Genomic DNA, 15,721 nt, shown 5'->3' on the forward strand with positions numbered 1-15,721 from the left:
AATAGCTACTTGTATTGAGCAACAATTTTTCTCAACCGGTTATTTAACGATTTAAGCATCCAATCCCGAAAGATCTCCTGTTTTTCTTCCAATGTTAAATAATACTCGGCGCCAGCTCTCCCCTTTGCAAGATCCGTTATATGTTTAATTGACAAGGCAGCAGCAACGGAAATGTTTAAGCTTTGCACAAATCCTTTCATAGGAATTACAAACGTTCTGTCAGCCATGTCAACCGCCTCTTTTGAAACACCGCTATGTTCATTTCCAAAAACAAGGACAGTCGGTCTGCTTACATCAAGCTTTTCAAGAGGAACAGCCTGTTCACTCAAATGGCTAACATATATTTGATATCCTTTCTTTTTTAATTGACTGATGGCTGCACAAATATCTGATTGATAATCAATTGTCAGCCATTTGTCTGCACTTTTCGTCACCAATTCATTAGGAGCAAAAGGCGCTCTTCCTGTTACAACCGTTACATTCTGCACGCCAAAAGCTTCGGCAGAACGAAGAACAGCCGCTTGATTATGGCCGTCATCCACCGCTTCCAACAATATGGATACGTAACGAGTCCGTTCCTTCAATACCTCATATAAGCGATTCAGCCTTTCCGGCACAATCATATCAAGAATTTGGCGATCCTCATCATTTACAATCTTCTCTTTCAGCAATAATTCCACAATATTATTTTCTTTATTAACATTCACATCCCTTTACCTCCTTGAAAGCACGTGCGGGCAAGAAGATCGAACGTTCTCATTTATTATACGTCTTCTCCAAAAAAAATCTACCTCCTATAGCTGGACACGTTATAGATCAGATTAAATATAAACAGTTTATCCACATTATCTTTGTACTGTTTCGTTCGTACTCATTGGGCAAAAACAACAAAGTATCAAAATTTGTTTTTTAAAAGAAGAGAATTTCCGCAAAGCTTCTTTGTATATATCAACGTATATTCACAGGAAATCCCCCTAATATAAACAGCTTTTACACATATTTTATCCACATATCCACATTAACTATCCACATTTCGTATTGGCACATTTGTTCCCTACTACATATATGATTAAATAATTCACATTTGTTGATAAACTTATCCACTTATGCACAGTTTACAAACGGAAAACACTCAATTGCTTGTTTTGAACAAAAAAATCCCGAAAAGAGGTTTCGTAACCTTTTTTCGGGACGCTTATGTTAATAGTGATGTTGATGGCCTAAGGACATAACCCATATAGACCCTGCAACAATGACAATTGCGATATAGATCCCGTAATAAATCATTGTTGCCTGCCAAGAACCGCTCTCTCCTTCTTTCATATGCATGAACAGCAAAAGCTGAATAAACGCTTGGCAAAATGCTAAAACGACAATTAATGTAATAATCGTATTTGTCGGCAGATCGGTTGAAAATGTAATCCACACCGCCAATAACGTCAATATTATAGACAACAAAAACCCGAAGACATGCTTCCAAGGAAATCCTTTTTCGTTTTGTGCCAAGTTAACTCACCATCCCTGTCAAATAGACGAGTGTGAAGAGGAAAATCCAAACGACATCAAGGAAATGCCAATATAGACTTGAAATAAACACTTTTCTTGCCGTATCCGCGTTAAGGCCTCTTTTCAGCACCTGCAAAATGATAATCAAAATCCAAAATATCCCGATCGTAACATGAAGCCCGTGCGTTCCAACAAGAGCGAAGAAGGATGAAAGGAACGCGCTTGTTTGCATTGTTGCACCTTCATGAACAGCATACAAAATGAACTCTTCTATTTCAAAGTACAAAAAACCGATTCCCAACAATATCGTAACAATCAGCCAGCCGATCATACCGGCTTGCTTGCCTCTTCGCATTTCATAAACGGCAAGACCGCAAGTGAAGCTGCTTGTAAGCAGAAGAAAAGTTTCAATCAAAACTGTTTTCAATTCATACAATTCCTCTGGACCTGGTCCGCCCGCTGTTCTGGAGACGAGAACAAGATAAGTAGCAAAGAGGGTGGCAAACAGGGCAAGCTCTGCCCCGAGAAAAATCCAAAAACCTAAAATATTTAATTGATTTTGTTTCGTTGAATACTCAAGTGGAAGATTCGATTGTTTTGGAGCAATTTCCGACATGTTACTCCCTCCCTGCTTCCGTCTGTTTAATTTCTTCGACCGGCACATAGTATCCATCATCATATTCAAAAGAGCGCAAAATCATGCAGATGATAACGCCGATCAATCCGATGATCGCAACCGGCATCCATTCGAAAACTAAACCGAAGCCGGCTATAAAGAAGAAGATCGACATGATGAAAGGCCGCCCCGAATTTGATGGCATATGGATTGGTTTATATTCCGGCTCCTCTTCTTCTTTTCCTTCTTTCCGTTCCTTCTTCATCATCCACCAAGCGTCAAGACCTTTTACCTGCGGTGTTACGGCAAAGTTGTAATGCGGTGCAGGCGACGGAATAGACCATTCCAGCGTCCGGCCATCCCAAGGATCTCCCGTGAGGTCACGCTCGCCTTTAAAGTACGTGTACACAACATTAATACACAGGAAGATAAAGCCGATTCCCATCATAACTGCGCCAATAGTCGAAATGACGTTTAATTCCGTCCAGCCGGCATCTGCCGGATATGTGTAAATTCTTCTTGGCATGCCCATAAATCCTAAAACATATTGCGGCAAGAAACATACATTAAAGCCAAGGACGAAAAACCAGAACGTAATTTTGCCGAGCTTTTCATTTAAAATGACGCCAAACATTTTCGGATACCAATAATGAAGCGCTGCAAAGACAGCAAAGACCGTACCGCAAATTAACGTATTATGGAAATGGGCTACAAGGAAATACGTATTATGATATTGGTAATCGGCCGCAGCCATCGAAAGCATCACACCTGTAACCCCGCCGATGACGAAAGTTGGAATAAACGCCAAAGACCATAGCATCGCAGATGTGAATTTGATTCGACCTTTATATAAAGTGAAGAGCCAGTTAAAGATTTTTACCCCTGTCGGTATGGCTATCGCCATCGTCGATACAGAGAAAAATGCATTAACCGGGGCTCCTGAACCCATTGTGAAAAAGTGGTGCACCCAAACGAGCATACTTAATACAGAAATCGCCACCATGGACCAAACCATGGCTGTATAACCGAAAAGACGTTTTCTTGCAAACGTTGAGACAACTTCCGAAAAAACCCCAAACGCTGGCAAAATGGCAATATACACTTCCGGGTGCCCCCAAATCCAGAACAGGTTCGCCCAATGCATTGGCACTCCATCGCCTGAAAGCGTAAAAAAGTGAGTGCCAAATATTCTGTCCAACGTCATTAATGCTAAAGCAACCGTCAATACCGGAAAAGCGAAAACAACCAATATAGACGTAATAAGTGTTGCCCATGTAAACATCGGCATGCGCATTAAAGTCATTCCAGGAGCTCTCATTTTTAGAATCGTTACAATGAAATTAATACCGGAGATTAATGAACCGATCCCTGAAATTTGCAATCCTAATAAATAATAATTTTGGCCCGGCCCCGGGCTGAGTTCATTTCCAGCAAGAGGCATGTATGCCGTCCACCCTGCATCCGGTGAGCCGCCGATCACAAATGAAATGTTGAACAGCAAGGCGCCAAAGAAAAACGTCCAGAAGCTGAGTGCATTCAAATACGGGAACGCCACATCTCTAGCTCCAATTTGGAGAGGAACTGCAATGTTCATGATCCCGAATATGAACGGCATTGCCATAAATAAAATCATAATGGTTCCATGTGTAGTGAAAATTTCATTATAATGCTGTGAATCTAAAAACGTATTATTTGGCACTGTCAATTGGGCGCGCATTAAAAGTGCGTCTACGCCCCCTCGGAATAGCATTAATACGGCGGAAATAATATACATAATCCCTATTTTTTTATGGTCAACAGTCGTTAGCCACTCTTTCCACAGCCATTTCCATTTTTTAAAATAGGTTAATACAAAAACGATACCAATAATTGTTAATACAATGGCTGCATCCGCCATATATATAAGGGGTTCGCCGGTAACGAAAAATTCATCCCATTTCACAGCACGTTCCTCCTTCCTTCCGATTAATGTCCTTCGTGCTGATAGCTTTCATGTTCACGATTATCATGATGATCAGATTCAACTTCCTCCAATTTTATGGTACCGTGCTTTTCTTTTGCAGGGATATTGTCTAAATGCTCACCTGGCTTCGCAAAATCAACCCACGCCAAATGTGTTCCAGAAAAAGTCAATTTATCTTTTAAAACTCCGACTTGGATGATTTCGTTAAATTGTTTTTTCGTCAGCAATGGAGCTGATGCTTGTGTTTCTTTCACCCATTTATAAAAATCTTCTTTTTCCATTGCGTTCACATCAAATGTTTGATGGGCAAATCCTTCTCCTGTAAAATTTGAATTCCGCCCTTTAAACGTCCCGACATGATCAGCCTGCAAATAAAGAGTCATTCCCATTCCAGCCATATTATATTTTTGTCCGCCCAACTCTGGAATCCATAAAGCGCTCATCCCGCCGACAGCTGTCAATTTAAATTCAACTGGAACATCTTTTGGAATGTTGACATAATTGACTGTTTCAATATTTTCCTCCGGATAGCTGAAAATCCATTTCCAATCGGCTGCTGTCGCATGAATTACAATTGGTTCAACTCCTCTAGATTCCTTCGGCGGTTTTTCAAGCTCAAAAGTCGCCTTAACCGTTGGTATCGCCAATGCAATGACAATCAACACAGGAATAGCTGTCCAAATGATTTCCAGAAGTGTATTTCCGTGCTGGTCAGGAGGCTCATAATCAAGATTTTCCGGTCTCTCCCTATATTTCCATAAAATAACTGCAAATAGCACAAAGATGACAACAATAATAAACAGCATAAACCAAATTGACCAAAGGATTAAATCCTTTTGAACCTCTGCTACAGGTCCTTTCGGATTTAATAAAACAAAGCGTTCACTGCAACCTGTCAACAAAAAAAGCAATGACAGTGGTAAAACCTTCATAAACAAGTTCAACCATTTTTGTTGTTGTGCCGGCATTTTCGATCCCTCTCAAATCAGAAATGTTTTCAATTTTCATAAAAAACCGACTTAATCGATTCAAAAAATAATTGAGTTGTAAATGAACTTTATCACATTTTTATCGAAATAAACTTTAATTCAAAAAACAGTCAAGAAACGATAAATTTTTTGTAAAATTTTTGCCACGAATCTGACACAATATAGAGAAATTCCGTTTTTTCAGGGAATCTTCTCTATATTTTCCATATAAAAGCTAATGGGAATGTATTTTCGAGGGATGTACGTGAAGAAGCTGAAAAATGACGTTTTCATCTGATTTCTTGAACCGATGTATCATTTAAATTTGCCAAGTGAGGAAATAAGCAGAATGGGTTAGCAGCCGATATGCCTAGACCTTGCCTAGTCAGGGGAAAAATAAACAAATTCATACTGAAAGGAAGAGTTCGGATAAATGACTTACATACAATTTTCTGTTCAAAAATAAAGCTCCTATCTTCATAAAATCGAGATAGGAGCTGAAGCTTTAATGTAAATTCAATCCTTTTTTCTCAACAAATTGCTTCATGTACATTCTTGTCGGATTCGAAAGCATGCGAGCCATTTGACCAGTCCAAGTATCTTTGCGAATCCCGTTTGTTCGCTGATCATAATAATTGGATACTATTTCATTATATTGTTCAAGCTCGCGCACATATGCTTCTTGATCTTGCTTATATTCTTCCTCATGATAAATATGCTCAAAAGGTATTCTTGGTTTTTTCGCCGTTTCTTTTGCAGGGTAGCCGACAGTTAATGCAAAAAGAGGGATGACCTTGTTTGGAATTTTCAACAGCTTTGATACTTCTTCTAAATTATTGCGGATGCCTCCGATGTAGCAAATGCCGAGTCCCATTGACTCAGCCGCCAACGCAGCATTTTGAGCGGCCAATGCCGCATCAATAAGCGCAACCATAAATTTTTCTGTGCTTTCCAAGGATACCGTCACGTCTTTATCTTCCATTTCGCCTATTAGTTCGTGCCGGTGCAGATCTGCGCAAAAAACAAATAAATGGCCGCTTTTTTCCACATAGTCTTGGTTCCCCGCCAGTTCCGCAAGTTTTTTTTTCGTTTCCGGATTTTTCACCCCAATGATTGAGTAAGCTTGTATGTAACTTGAAGTCGAGGCCGATTGGGCACATTCCACAATTAAGCGTATTTGTTCATCCGTAAGCGGCCGATCTTCAAATTTTCGAACGGATCGATGGTTTAAAATGGTTTCGATCACTTTATTCATCATCATCATCCTTTCTTTTATATTCTTTTCTCAAAGTTTAACTTTTTTAGACGCCCATTTCATCGATTTTGTTTTTCGGCCAAGCAAAATGTGAAACGTAAGGATTTGGCCGTAATCGAGAGCATTTATAAGGATTTCTTATAAAAAATAAAATAAATTGAATAAAAAAGCTTATTACGACAAATTAATCTGAAAAATTAAACTTTCTATCAATTTTGTTTAAAGATATAATAAAATGTAATCTTTTTTAAAGGGGGATTTGATGAAGAATCGAAACATTATGGATTGGCCGACCTTTATCGGGGCGCTGCTTTTGCTGTTAATTGTAGCCGCTCCATTAGCAGTATTCCCTGAACAAGGCGAAGCCATTGTATTAGCTGCCAGCAGCTTTTTAACACAAAAATTTGGAATATTGTATTTAATCATGGATGCAGCAGTATTGATTTTTATTCTTTATGTTTCTTTTAGCCGATACGGAAAAATCAAACTGGGGGATCCTTTAGAAAAGGCTGAGTTTCCGACATTATCTTGGGCAGCTATGCTTTTTTGCGCTGGAATTGGATCAAGTGTTCTTTATTGGGGAACGATTGAATGGGCTTACTACTATACGGGACCTCCATTTGGCATCGAACCTAGATCAAAAGAAGCCGTTGAATGGGCGGCCGCATATGGAATTTTTCATTGGGGACCGACGGCATGGGCCATCTATTGCCTCCCTGCCCTGCCAATCAGCTATTTCTATTATGTAAAGAAAAAACCGGTGTTAAAAGTAAGCGAAGCGTGCCGGCCTCTCATTGGCAAAAAAGCAGATGGACCAATAGGCAAAATCATTGATGTCTTGTTTATGTTTGGTTTGCTGGGCGGAGCTGGAACGACACTCGCTTTAGGGACGCCGCTCATTACAGAAGGAATTCATGAACTTTCCGGCATCGAACCTTCGATGACACTCCAAACAGTGGTTTTGCTTATTTGTACATTGATCTTCGCAGCAAGCGCTTACTCCGGTTTGCGGAAAGGCATTAAAATTTTGAGCGACATCAACCTATGGCTTGCCGTATTATTGTTGGTGTTTGTCTTCCTTGCCGGCCCGACCGTCTTTCTGGCGGAAACGGCCGTCAACAGCATCGGCATCATGCTTGATCATTACATGCGGATGTCTTTATGGACTGAACCTTTTAACAGTTTAGGACCGTTTGAACGAACAGGCTTTCCGGAATCATGGACGGTATTTTATTGGGCTTGGTGGCTCGTGTACGCTCCATTTGTCGGCTTGTTCGTCGCTAAAATTTCAAAAGGACGCACTGTCCGCGAAATGACGCTCGGAACAGTAGTATATGGAACGCTCGGCTGCATTCTCTTTTTTGGGATTTTAGGAAACTTTGGATTATTTTTAGAACTGACAGGCCAATACCATGTAACAGCTACATTAGATGAACATGGCGGATCAGCAGCCATTATCGGAATATTGAAACAATTGCCGTTAAGCAACATTGTGATTGCCGTATTTACTGTGCTTGCCGTGATCTTTTTAGCAACAACGTTTGATTCAAGCTCTTATATTTTAGCATCTGTTGTCCAAAAAGAAGTTGCCGATGAACCTTTGCGATGGAACCGTTTATTTTGGGCTTTTGCTCTTTCCGTTTTGCCGCTTATTTTAATGTACCTCGGCGGATTGTCCACATTGCAGACTGTTAGCATTATTGGCGGTTTCCCTTTGTTGTTTATTTTTGTCCTTTTAGCCGGTTCTTTTATCAAAGCGGCAAACCAAGATTTTTATTCCAGTAAATCTCAATTATTTAAAATGTATCCTAAAAAGAAAGGCGTGAAAAGAAACCTTCTCTCGAAATAACTGTTTTCCGGAAAAATCCCAACCGCTGTAAAGACCCGCAGAAAACCTTTATGTTCTGGCGGGTTTTTGTCATGTAAAGCGGAAGAAATCGCAAGCCATCTACTTTCCTAAAAAATTTTTCTTTTTAATTGCAAATGTGGTGTTGAAAAATAAAAAAAAATCCTCTATTCTGATAATTATAGTTTCATATGTGTACCAGCAACAGGTGCGTCATATTGCAGCCGCAATATGCGCTTAAAAGGGAAGTTTGGTGAAATTCCAACACGGTCGCGCCACTGTGATGGGGAGCTTTTGATCATCAGCCACTGTTTCTGCCAGAGAAATGGGAAGGAGATCAAAAGCGTTGAACCTAAGTCAGGAGACCTGCCTGTTGTATGCACTACGACCTACGCGTCATAGGGAGGAGTGAGAAGCCATGTTCATGTTGAAACCATTTGGGTGCCTCAACACGAGCTAGGATATCCAGTCCCTCTTTTATTAGCGTAAAGAGGGCTTTTTTATTGTGTTGAGCAAAAATCAAATGGGAGGTTTTCGTAATGGCAGCCATTAGTTCAAATCTTGGCTATCCGCGAATTGGCGAACGCCGGGAATGGAAAAAAGCTTTGGAATTATTTTGGAATGGAGACATTTCTGAAAGCAGCTTACTGGAAACGTTGAAAAAGATCCGTCTTTCCAACTTAAAGAAACAGCATGAAAGCGGAATTGAGCTGATTCCCGTAGGAGATTTTTCGTTTTATGACCACGTTCTCGATACTGCTTTCATGTTTGGATATATTCCTTCGAGGTTCCAGCATATGGATCCCCGTTCCATCAAAACATATTTCGCAATGGCAAGGGGATCCGAAGAAGCCGAGGCTTTAGAAATGACAAAATGGTTTGATACAAATTATCATTATATCGTTCCGGAACTGGAAAATAAGCCGCCTGCTTTTTTGGAAAACCGTCTGCTCAAGCTTTACAATGAAGCAAAAGACGAACTAAATATTGAGACAAAACCTGTTGTTTTAGGGCCGATTACTTTTTTAATGCTGGCGAAAAAATATGAAAAACGAGATTTTTATAAGCATTTATCTGCTTTCATCCCAGTTTATATTCAATTGTTGACAGAGTTGCATCAAGCAGGCGCAAAGTGGGTGCAAATCGATGAGCCTGTTCTCGTTCAGGAAATTGATGAGTCATTGATTCCGTTGTTTAAAGAAGTGTATGAAGCTTTTCACGAAGCGAATCCATCTTTGAACATACTGTTGCAAACTTATTTTGAAAGTCTTTCTCACTATCAACATATCGTTTCATTGCCTGTTGCTGCTATCGGTCTTGATTTTGTACATGATGGGGGAGCCAACAGTGCAAACATCCAAAAATTCGGGTTTCCAAAAGACAAAATATTGGCTGCCGGTTTAATCAGCGGCCGCAACATATGGAGGGCATCATTAGAAGAAAAAGCAAGCAAAATTGATTTTCTCGCTCAGCATGTTGATGTTGATCGATTGATCATTCAACCTTCCTGCAGCTTGCTCCATGTGCCGGTTACCGTAAAAAATGAACACGAATTGCCGGAAATTTTAAAAAATGCTCTCTCCTTTGCAGACGAAAAATTAAGTGAAGTCCATCAGCTGACACAATATGCAAAAGGTGAATTAAGTATAAGCGATTTACGATACGATGACCGTTATTACACGCAATTTATGAATTCTGATTTTCGGACAAACCGAAACGTGCAAGAGGCAGCCGCCAAGATTGAATCCTACCCGACGAACCGTGTGGACTTTTCTGTTCGGCGCAAGCTGCATAAAAATAGATGGAACTTGCCAATTCTACCGACAACAACGATCGGCAGCTTTCCGCAGACGAAAGAAATCCGCCAAACCCGTTTAAAATGGCGGAAAGGCGAATACACAAACGAGCAATATGAGTCTATTATCAAAGATGAAATCAAAAAATGGATTGATATTCAGGAACAGCTTGAACTTGATGTATTGGTCCACGGGGAATTTGAACGAACGGACATGGTGGAATATTTCGGAGAAAAACTAAAAGGAATTGCTGTTACCAAAAACGGCTGGGTGCAATCTTACGGTTCGCGCTGCGTCAGACCGCCGATCATTTATGGCGACGTTGCCTTTGATCAGCCGATGACCGTCAAAGAAAGCGTCTATGCCCAATCATTGACGGACAAACCTGTAAAAGGAATGCTGACTGGACCTGTCACCATCTTAAACTGGTCTTTTGTCCGTGATGACATTAGCTATGCGGACGTTCTTCGCCAGATTGCCCTTGCCATCCGCGAAGAAGTATTAGCTCTGGAGAAAAACGGCATAGGAATGATTCAAGTTGATGAACCTGCTATCCGTGAAGGGCTGCCGTTAAAAAGATCGAAGCAAAATCAATACATCGAAAACGCCGTCGAAGCTTTCAAACTTGCCACCAGCTCCGTCAAACCGGAAACACAAATTCATACTCATATGTGCTATTCCCAGTTTGAAGATATGATGGAAGCGATCGATAAGCTTGATGCAGACGTTATCTCGATTGAATCGTCCCGCAGCCATGGAGAGCTTGTTCATGCTTTTGAAACGTATCAATATAAAAGAGAGATTGGCTTAGGCGTATATGACATTCACAGCCCGCGAATTCCATCCGTTGAAGAAATGGCAAAAAATATCGACCGCGCCTTAGCAGTGCTTGACGTGCGCCAGTTTTGGGTTAACCCTGACTGCGGCCTAAAAACAAGATCAGTGGATGAAACGATTAGTGCTTTAAAAGTCATGGTCGAAGCTGCGAAAACCTATCGAGAAAAAATAACTGCTGCACAAATTTAAGAAAAGTGTAGGCCGATTCTCTCAGCAGTCAAATCCCGATAAAACCGGCAGAAATGTCAGTTTCTATACTTTCATTTAAAAAAGGAGCCTTGCCGCTCCTTTTTTACGTTTATAAAAGAAATCCCCTTTCGCCGACTTTCAAAAGCCGAACCTATATGTAAATATTTTATATCCACAAAATCTTATTGAAAGAAAATGTTTCACATCGTTGCTTTCTTCAGTTGAGCTGCACTTTCCTTAACATCATCCGCTAGACAAATGGCAGAAATGACGGAGATGCCGTCTGCTCCGCTAGCGATCACCTGACCGGCGTTGGCGATGTTGATCCCGCCAATTCCGACAATAGGGATGTCGATCCCTTGTTTGCGCATGCTTTCAATCAATTTTGGACCTTGTGGCTTTTTTGCATCCTCTTTCGTGTTTGTAGAAAAGATTGGCCCCACACCGATATAATCAGCGCCTTGGACAACCGCCTTTTGCGCCTCTTCAATTGTATGTGCAGAAACGCCTAAAATTTTGTCACCGATTTTTTTCCGGACAAGATCAGCCGGTTCATCCTCTTGCCCAATATGAACGCCGTCTGCATCTAGTTCAATAGCCAGATCAACGTCATCGTTGACAATAAACGGAATGTGATGTTTTTGGCAAATAGCCTGCAGCTCTTTTCCAAGCCGCCATTTTTCTTCGCCTGTTAAAGCCCACGCACCTTTTTCACGGTATTGAAAAAGCGTAATCCCGCCTGCAATCGCCTCTTCAAGCACATCAGCAGGCTTCCTTTTGCAGTTTACACTGCCCATAATAAAATACACCTTTAGCAGCTCCCGCATTTTATTTGCCGACACTCGCGCCATGTTTATCACCTTTGCTTTTATTTTTTTATAAAAGACCCTTTTTTCAGCAACTCGTCTCCCGTCACCTTTGCCAGCTGGTTCAATAATTCGATTTGAAAGCTTCCCGGTCCCCTGCCTTCTGTCACACTGTATGCTATTTCCGCCGCCACACCATAAGAGACAAGGCTTGCCACTGAGGCAACGAGCAAATCTTGTTCAACTGCGGAAAAAGCGCCGATAATGGATGATAACAGACAGCCTGTGCCCGTTACTTTTGTTAAAATCGGATGTCCGTTCTGGACTTGATATGTCGTTTGGCCATCTGTCGCCACGTCTTCTTTCCCGGTTATGACGACAACAGCGTTTAACTGCTTTGCCGCTTTCTCAGCCAATAAAACTGGATCGGCAGCTGAACCAACGGCATCCACTCCTTTCATTTGGAGCTTTTCGCCGATAACATTGGCAATTTCAGGCGCATTTCCGCGAACGATGGAAACACGAACCTCTTTTAATATTTGTTGGGCAGCTTCTGTCCGGTAAGGTGTGGCGCCAGCGCCAACAGGGTCTAAAATGACCGGTACGCCGTTTTCGTTTGCCGATTTTCCCGCAAGTATCATCGCTTCCACGACATCACTTGTTAACGTCCCGATATTTAAGACGAGTGCGCCGGCTATTTTCGCCATATCCGCCACTTCTTCCTTTGCATATGCCATTACCGGTGAAGCCCCAATCGCCAGCAAACCGTTTGCTGTAAAGTTGGTGACGACGACATTCGTAATGTTGTGGACGAGAGGATTTTGGGCGCGAACCTTTTCTAGCGCCAAAATCAATTGTTCTTTATTCATTTTCTCACTCCTTCTAGAAAGCTAAAGCATCTTGTCCAAGCTGCAAAGCGCATCATGTATTGGAAATTATTCCAACAAATTCCGTAATTCCCCAACAAATTTGAACGATAAGACAGAAGAATTTGTATTTTCAGGTTGGTGCCAAAAGTTCTGCACCTGCTTTTTTATGATAATTTCTGCCAATCATTATACTCTCTTTTTATTTACAATCCAAATTTTCGTCTTCTTCATGAAAAATTTGCTCTTTATCCGCCTGCAATTGTTCATTTTAACATGACACTTTTTATGATATAATTTCAAATAAAACAATCATTTCGAATCAATATGCATGTTATTGAAAGAATATACATCTTTCATTTATAATAGACCAGTAAATGTCGAAACGAATTTCATTCTTTGATTCATTTATAAGGAGGTACTTATGAAAAAATATTTTAGCAAAATAATTGCACTTGCTGTTTTTATAAGCCTAATGCTTATACTTTCAGCATGCGGTGCAGGAGGTTCTGAAGACGATAAAGGAGCAAGCAGTGAGAAGAAAGAAACGTTAAAGGTTGTTACAAACGCGGCATACGCACCGTTTGAATATATGGACAAAGGTGAAGTTGTCGGCTTTGATATCGATTTTATCAACGCAGTGGCGAAAGAGGCCGGATATGATGTAGACATCAAGCATACCGGATGGGATCCAATGTTTGCAGAAGTTCAAGGCAAACAAGCCGACTTGGCAGCTTCTTCTGTGTCCATTACAGAAGACCGCAAACAAACATACGATTTTTCGGTTCCATATTTTGAATCTACACTTATGATTTTAATTCCCGAAGACAGCGATATTCAAAATGCGCTTGATCTGAAAGGAAAAACGGTTGCCGTCCAAAATGGCACAACCGGCCAGACCGCTGCCGAAAAAATACTTGGCGGCGATGGAACGGTTAAAAAATTTGAAGACAACGTCCTCGCGATCATGGAACTTCTGAACGGAGGCGCAGACGCAGTTGTGGCCGATAACGCGGTTGTCAACGAATATATTAAAAACAATCCTGACAAAAAATTAAAAGCCATTAAAGATCCGGAAAACTTTGATTCGGAATATTACGGTTTGATGTTCCCGAAAGGAAGCAAATTGAAAGCAGAGCTTGACAAAGCGATCAATTCAATATTGGAAAACGGAACGTACAGTGAAATTTACCAAAAATGGTTTGGTGTAGAACCAGATATCGATATATTAAAAAATCAGCAATAATTTTTAGCATTTCGCCGGCATTTTGCTTGTCCGGCAATGCATGCGGGGAGATATATGTATGAATTTTCGTTTTGATCTCATAGCTGAATATGCACCCTTTTTCTTCCAAGGAACGCTTGTAACAATTGGACTCTCTCTTGGTGCAATCGCCATCGGCACCATTTTGGGTCTTTTTATCGGCATTGGGAAAATTGCTCAAAATAAATTTATTCGCCTGCCCTTTTCATGGTACGTTACATTTTTCAGAGGCACGCCTCTTTTTGTCCAGATGCTGCTCGTTCATTTCGGGCTCGTACCGCTGCTAATCGGTGATACGAATGGAATTATAGCAGCAATTGTTGCACTTTCTTTAAACTCTGCCGCCTACATTGCAGAGATATTCCGTGCAGGTATTCAATCGATTGATAAAGGACAGATGGAAGCTGCAAGATCTCTCGGTATGAGCCATAAACAGGCGATGCGCTATGTCATTTTGCCGCAGGCGACGAAACGGATGATTCCGCCTCTTGGCAATGAATTCGTCATTTTAATAAAAGAGTCGTCAATCGCCGCCATCATTGCCACCCCTGAGCTGATGTATTGGGGACGGGCTATGCAGGGGCAATATTATATCGTTTGGGAGCCATACCTCACCGTTGCGCTCATCTATCTTGTTCTGACATTGTCCTTAAGCAAATTATTAAGCTTTGTTGAAAGGAGAACAACAACCGGATGATTCAAGTAAAACATTTAAAGAAAAGCTTTGGGAATCTTGAAGTGTTAAAAGACATCAGTGTAGACATTAAAGAAAAAGAAGTTGTATGCGTCATTGGTCCATCCGGTTCAGGCAAAAGCACGTTTCTTCGCTGTTTAAACAAGCTTGAGGACATTACGGCAGGACAGGTTATCGTGAACGGTCAAGATATTACAAATCCAAACTTGGACATTAATAAAGTTCGCCAAGAGGTTGGAATGGTGTTTCAGCAGTTTAACCTATTTCCGCATAAAACAGTGTTGGAAAATATTACACTTGCTCCGATAAAAGTAAAAGGAGTCTCGGAACAGGAAGCAAACGAAAAAGCTTTGCAGCTGCTGAAAAAAGTGGGATTAAGCGAAAAAGCTTCAAGCTATCCAAGCGAATTATCAGGGGGCCAAAAACAGCGCGTTGCCATTGCCCGCGCTCTTGCAATGAATCCTAAAATCATGCTTTTTGACGAACCAACTTCCGCACTTGATCCGGAAATGGTCGGTGAAGTGCTGAATGTCATGAAAGAATTGGCAAACGAAGGAATGACAATGATTGTCGTAACACACGAAATCGGATTTGCCAAAGAAGTTAGCGATCGAGTGATTTTCATGGACGGCGGATATATTGTAGAGGAAAACACACCTAGCGAGCTTTTTAACAATCCTAAACACGAACGAACAAAAGCTTTTTTAAGCAAAGTGCTGTGAATAAGGCAAGTATCCGGCATGCGGGTTGACTTAAACTCCTTTTCAATCAAATCTCATACGAATTCATTTCGGACAAGCCGAAAAGCTTGTCCTTTATCTTTTTCTCAATGGAGCTTCTCCCCTCTTACGCACTACGCACTCGTTCTTCATATATTATTTGCCATCAGCATCCAGAAGTGTTCGGACGGTAAGCCTTTCGTATATTTCCCAGCCTGAAGTTCCTGCTTGAAAGTACTATTTGAATTGTCGTAGCATCGCGGCTTGTACCAAAGTTGTTCAGTTTTTGAAGACTGACATTTCTCATCTTGGATTAGAAAGCAGAAGGCACAGATGCCGATAACACATCCAATTTTTTAGGTCAGTAACTTTTTTTCAAAAAAACAGGGTCTAAGG

13 protein-coding genes and 1 riboswitch are annotated in these 15,721 nt (G+C 41.0%); of the genes, 5 read left to right on the forward strand and 8 right to left on the reverse strand.

Going from position 1 to position 15,721, the window contains the following annotated elements; all coding sequences use genetic code 11:
• Positions 1-5: 5 nt before the first annotated feature.
• The 6 genes from NST97_RS12305 to nfsA all read right to left on the reverse strand — a co-directional run bounded on the left by NST97_RS12305 (position 6) and on the right by nfsA (position 6,308).
• Complete coding sequence (locus tag NST97_RS12305; protein ID WP_063389076.1) at positions 6-707, reverse strand: TrmH family RNA methyltransferase; 702 nt, start codon at positions 705-707, stop codon at positions 6-8.
• A 493-nt stretch (positions 708-1,200) separates the two neighbouring features.
• A complete protein-coding gene (gene qoxD, locus NST97_RS12310) occupies positions 1,201-1,506 on the reverse strand; it encodes a cytochrome aa3 quinol oxidase subunit IV (RefSeq protein ID WP_063389077.1) in 306 nt (101 codons plus the stop codon).
• 1 nt (position 1,507) lies between these two features.
• On the reverse strand, positions 1,508-2,122 hold the full coding sequence (gene qoxC, locus NST97_RS12315) for a cytochrome aa3 quinol oxidase subunit III (protein WP_063389078.1): 615 nt from the start codon (positions 2,120-2,122) through the stop codon (positions 1,508-1,510).
• A 1-nt stretch (position 2,123) separates the two neighbouring features.
• The gene (gene qoxB, locus NST97_RS12320; protein WP_063389079.1) at positions 2,124-4,064 is read right to left on the reverse strand and encodes a cytochrome aa3 quinol oxidase subunit I; all 1,941 of its coding nucleotides are present in this window, start codon (positions 4,062-4,064) and stop codon (positions 2,124-2,126) included.
• A 23-nt stretch (positions 4,065-4,087) separates the two neighbouring features.
• Positions 4,088-5,053, reverse strand: coding sequence for a cytochrome aa3 quinol oxidase subunit II (qoxA, locus tag NST97_RS12325; RefSeq protein ID WP_341343308.1), 966 nt, complete (start codon positions 5,051-5,053; stop codon positions 4,088-4,090).
• Between the two features lie 505 nt (positions 5,054-5,558).
• Positions 5,559-6,308: an oxygen-insensitive NADPH nitroreductase gene (gene nfsA, locus NST97_RS12330; protein WP_341343309.1), complete on the reverse strand. Its 750-nt coding sequence runs from the start codon at positions 6,306-6,308 to the stop codon at positions 5,559-5,561.
• 262 nt (positions 6,309-6,570) lie between these two features.
• On the opposite strand from nfsA, the gene NST97_RS12335 reads away from it, so the two are divergent.
• Together NST97_RS12335 and metE are read left to right on the forward strand one after the other, a co-directional pair.
• Positions 6,571-8,157, forward strand: a complete 1,587-nt coding sequence (locus tag NST97_RS12335; protein WP_341343310.1) for a BCCT family transporter — start codon at positions 6,571-6,573, stop codon at positions 8,155-8,157.
• Between the two features lie 186 nt (positions 8,158-8,343).
• A riboswitch (cobalamin riboswitch) is annotated at positions 8,344-8,542 on the forward strand.
• Between the two features lie 151 nt (positions 8,543-8,693).
• A complete protein-coding gene (gene metE, locus NST97_RS12340) occupies positions 8,694-10,976 on the forward strand; it encodes a 5-methyltetrahydropteroyltriglutamate--homocysteine S-methyltransferase (protein ID WP_341343311.1) in 2,283 nt (760 codons plus the stop codon).
• A 200-nt stretch (positions 10,977-11,176) separates the two neighbouring features.
• On the opposite strand, the gene thiE is transcribed toward metE, so the two are convergent.
• Positions 11,177-11,827: a thiamine phosphate synthase gene (gene thiE / locus NST97_RS12345; RefSeq protein WP_117016874.1), complete on the reverse strand. Its 651-nt coding sequence runs from the start codon at positions 11,825-11,827 to the stop codon at positions 11,177-11,179.
• Positions 11,828-11,844: 17 nt separating this feature from the next.
• Positions 11,845-12,651, reverse strand: coding sequence for a hydroxyethylthiazole kinase (gene thiM / locus NST97_RS12350; protein ID WP_341343312.1), 807 nt, complete (start codon positions 12,649-12,651; stop codon positions 11,845-11,847).
• Positions 12,652-13,072: 421 nt separating this feature from the next.
• Here thiM and NST97_RS12355 point away from each other — a divergent pair, with 421 nt between their 5' ends.
• From NST97_RS12355 to NST97_RS12365, 3 genes are read left to right on the forward strand one after another with little or no spacing between them, the layout of a single operon-like run.
• Positions 13,073-13,894: a basic amino acid ABC transporter substrate-binding protein gene (locus NST97_RS12355; protein WP_341343313.1), complete on the forward strand. Its 822-nt coding sequence runs from the start codon at positions 13,073-13,075 to the stop codon at positions 13,892-13,894.
• A gap of 58 nt (positions 13,895-13,952) precedes the next feature.
• Positions 13,953-14,609: an amino acid ABC transporter permease gene (locus NST97_RS12360; RefSeq protein WP_063389085.1), complete on the forward strand. Its 657-nt coding sequence runs from the start codon at positions 13,953-13,955 to the stop codon at positions 14,607-14,609.
• Positions 14,606-15,328 carry an amino acid ABC transporter ATP-binding protein gene (locus NST97_RS12365; protein WP_341343314.1) on the forward strand — a complete coding sequence of 241 codons (723 nt, stop codon included), beginning with the start codon at positions 14,606-14,608 and terminating at the stop codon, positions 15,326-15,328. Before NST97_RS12360 ends, NST97_RS12365 begins: the two co-directional genes overlap by 4 nt.
• Positions 15,329-15,721: the final 393 nt, after the last annotated feature.

Origin of the sequence: Aeribacillus sp. FSL K6-1305, from assembly GCF_038050115.1 — a bacterium.
Classification (GTDB): Bacteria; Bacillota; Bacilli; order Bacillales; family Aeribacillaceae; genus Aeribacillus; species Aeribacillus composti.

What these genes read in the sequence shown, in the direction of transcription:
- metE (WP_341343311.1), top strand. Translation starts at nt 8,694, where the DNA reads ATGGCAGCCATTAGTTCAAATCTTGGCTATCCGCGAATTGGCGAACGC.
- nfsA (WP_341343309.1), bottom strand. Translation starts at nt 6,308, where the DNA reads ATGAATAAAGTGATCGAAACCATTTTAAACCATCGATCCGTTCGAAAA.
- NST97_RS12335 (WP_341343310.1), top strand. Translation starts at nt 6,571, where the DNA reads ATGAAGAATCGAAACATTATGGATTGGCCGACCTTTATCGGGGCGCTG.
- thiM (WP_341343312.1), bottom strand. Translation starts at nt 12,651, where the DNA reads ATGAATAAAGAACAATTGATTTTGGCGCTAGAAAAGGTTCGCGCCCAA.
- NST97_RS12360 (WP_063389085.1), top strand. Translation starts at nt 13,953, where the DNA reads ATGAATTTTCGTTTTGATCTCATAGCTGAATATGCACCCTTTTTCTTC.
- qoxA (WP_341343308.1), bottom strand. Translation starts at nt 5,053, where the DNA reads ATGCCGGCACAACAACAAAAATGGTTGAACTTGTTTATGAAGGTTTTA.
- thiE (WP_117016874.1), bottom strand. Translation starts at nt 11,827, where the DNA reads ATGGCGCGAGTGTCGGCAAATAAAATGCGGGAGCTGCTAAAGGTGTAT.
- qoxC (WP_063389078.1), bottom strand. Translation starts at nt 2,122, where the DNA reads ATGTCGGAAATTGCTCCAAAACAATCGAATCTTCCACTTGAGTATTCA.
- NST97_RS12355 (WP_341343313.1), top strand. Translation starts at nt 13,073, where the DNA reads ATGAAAAAATATTTTAGCAAAATAATTGCACTTGCTGTTTTTATAAGC.
- NST97_RS12365 (WP_341343314.1), top strand. Translation starts at nt 14,606, where the DNA reads ATGATTCAAGTAAAACATTTAAAGAAAAGCTTTGGGAATCTTGAAGTG.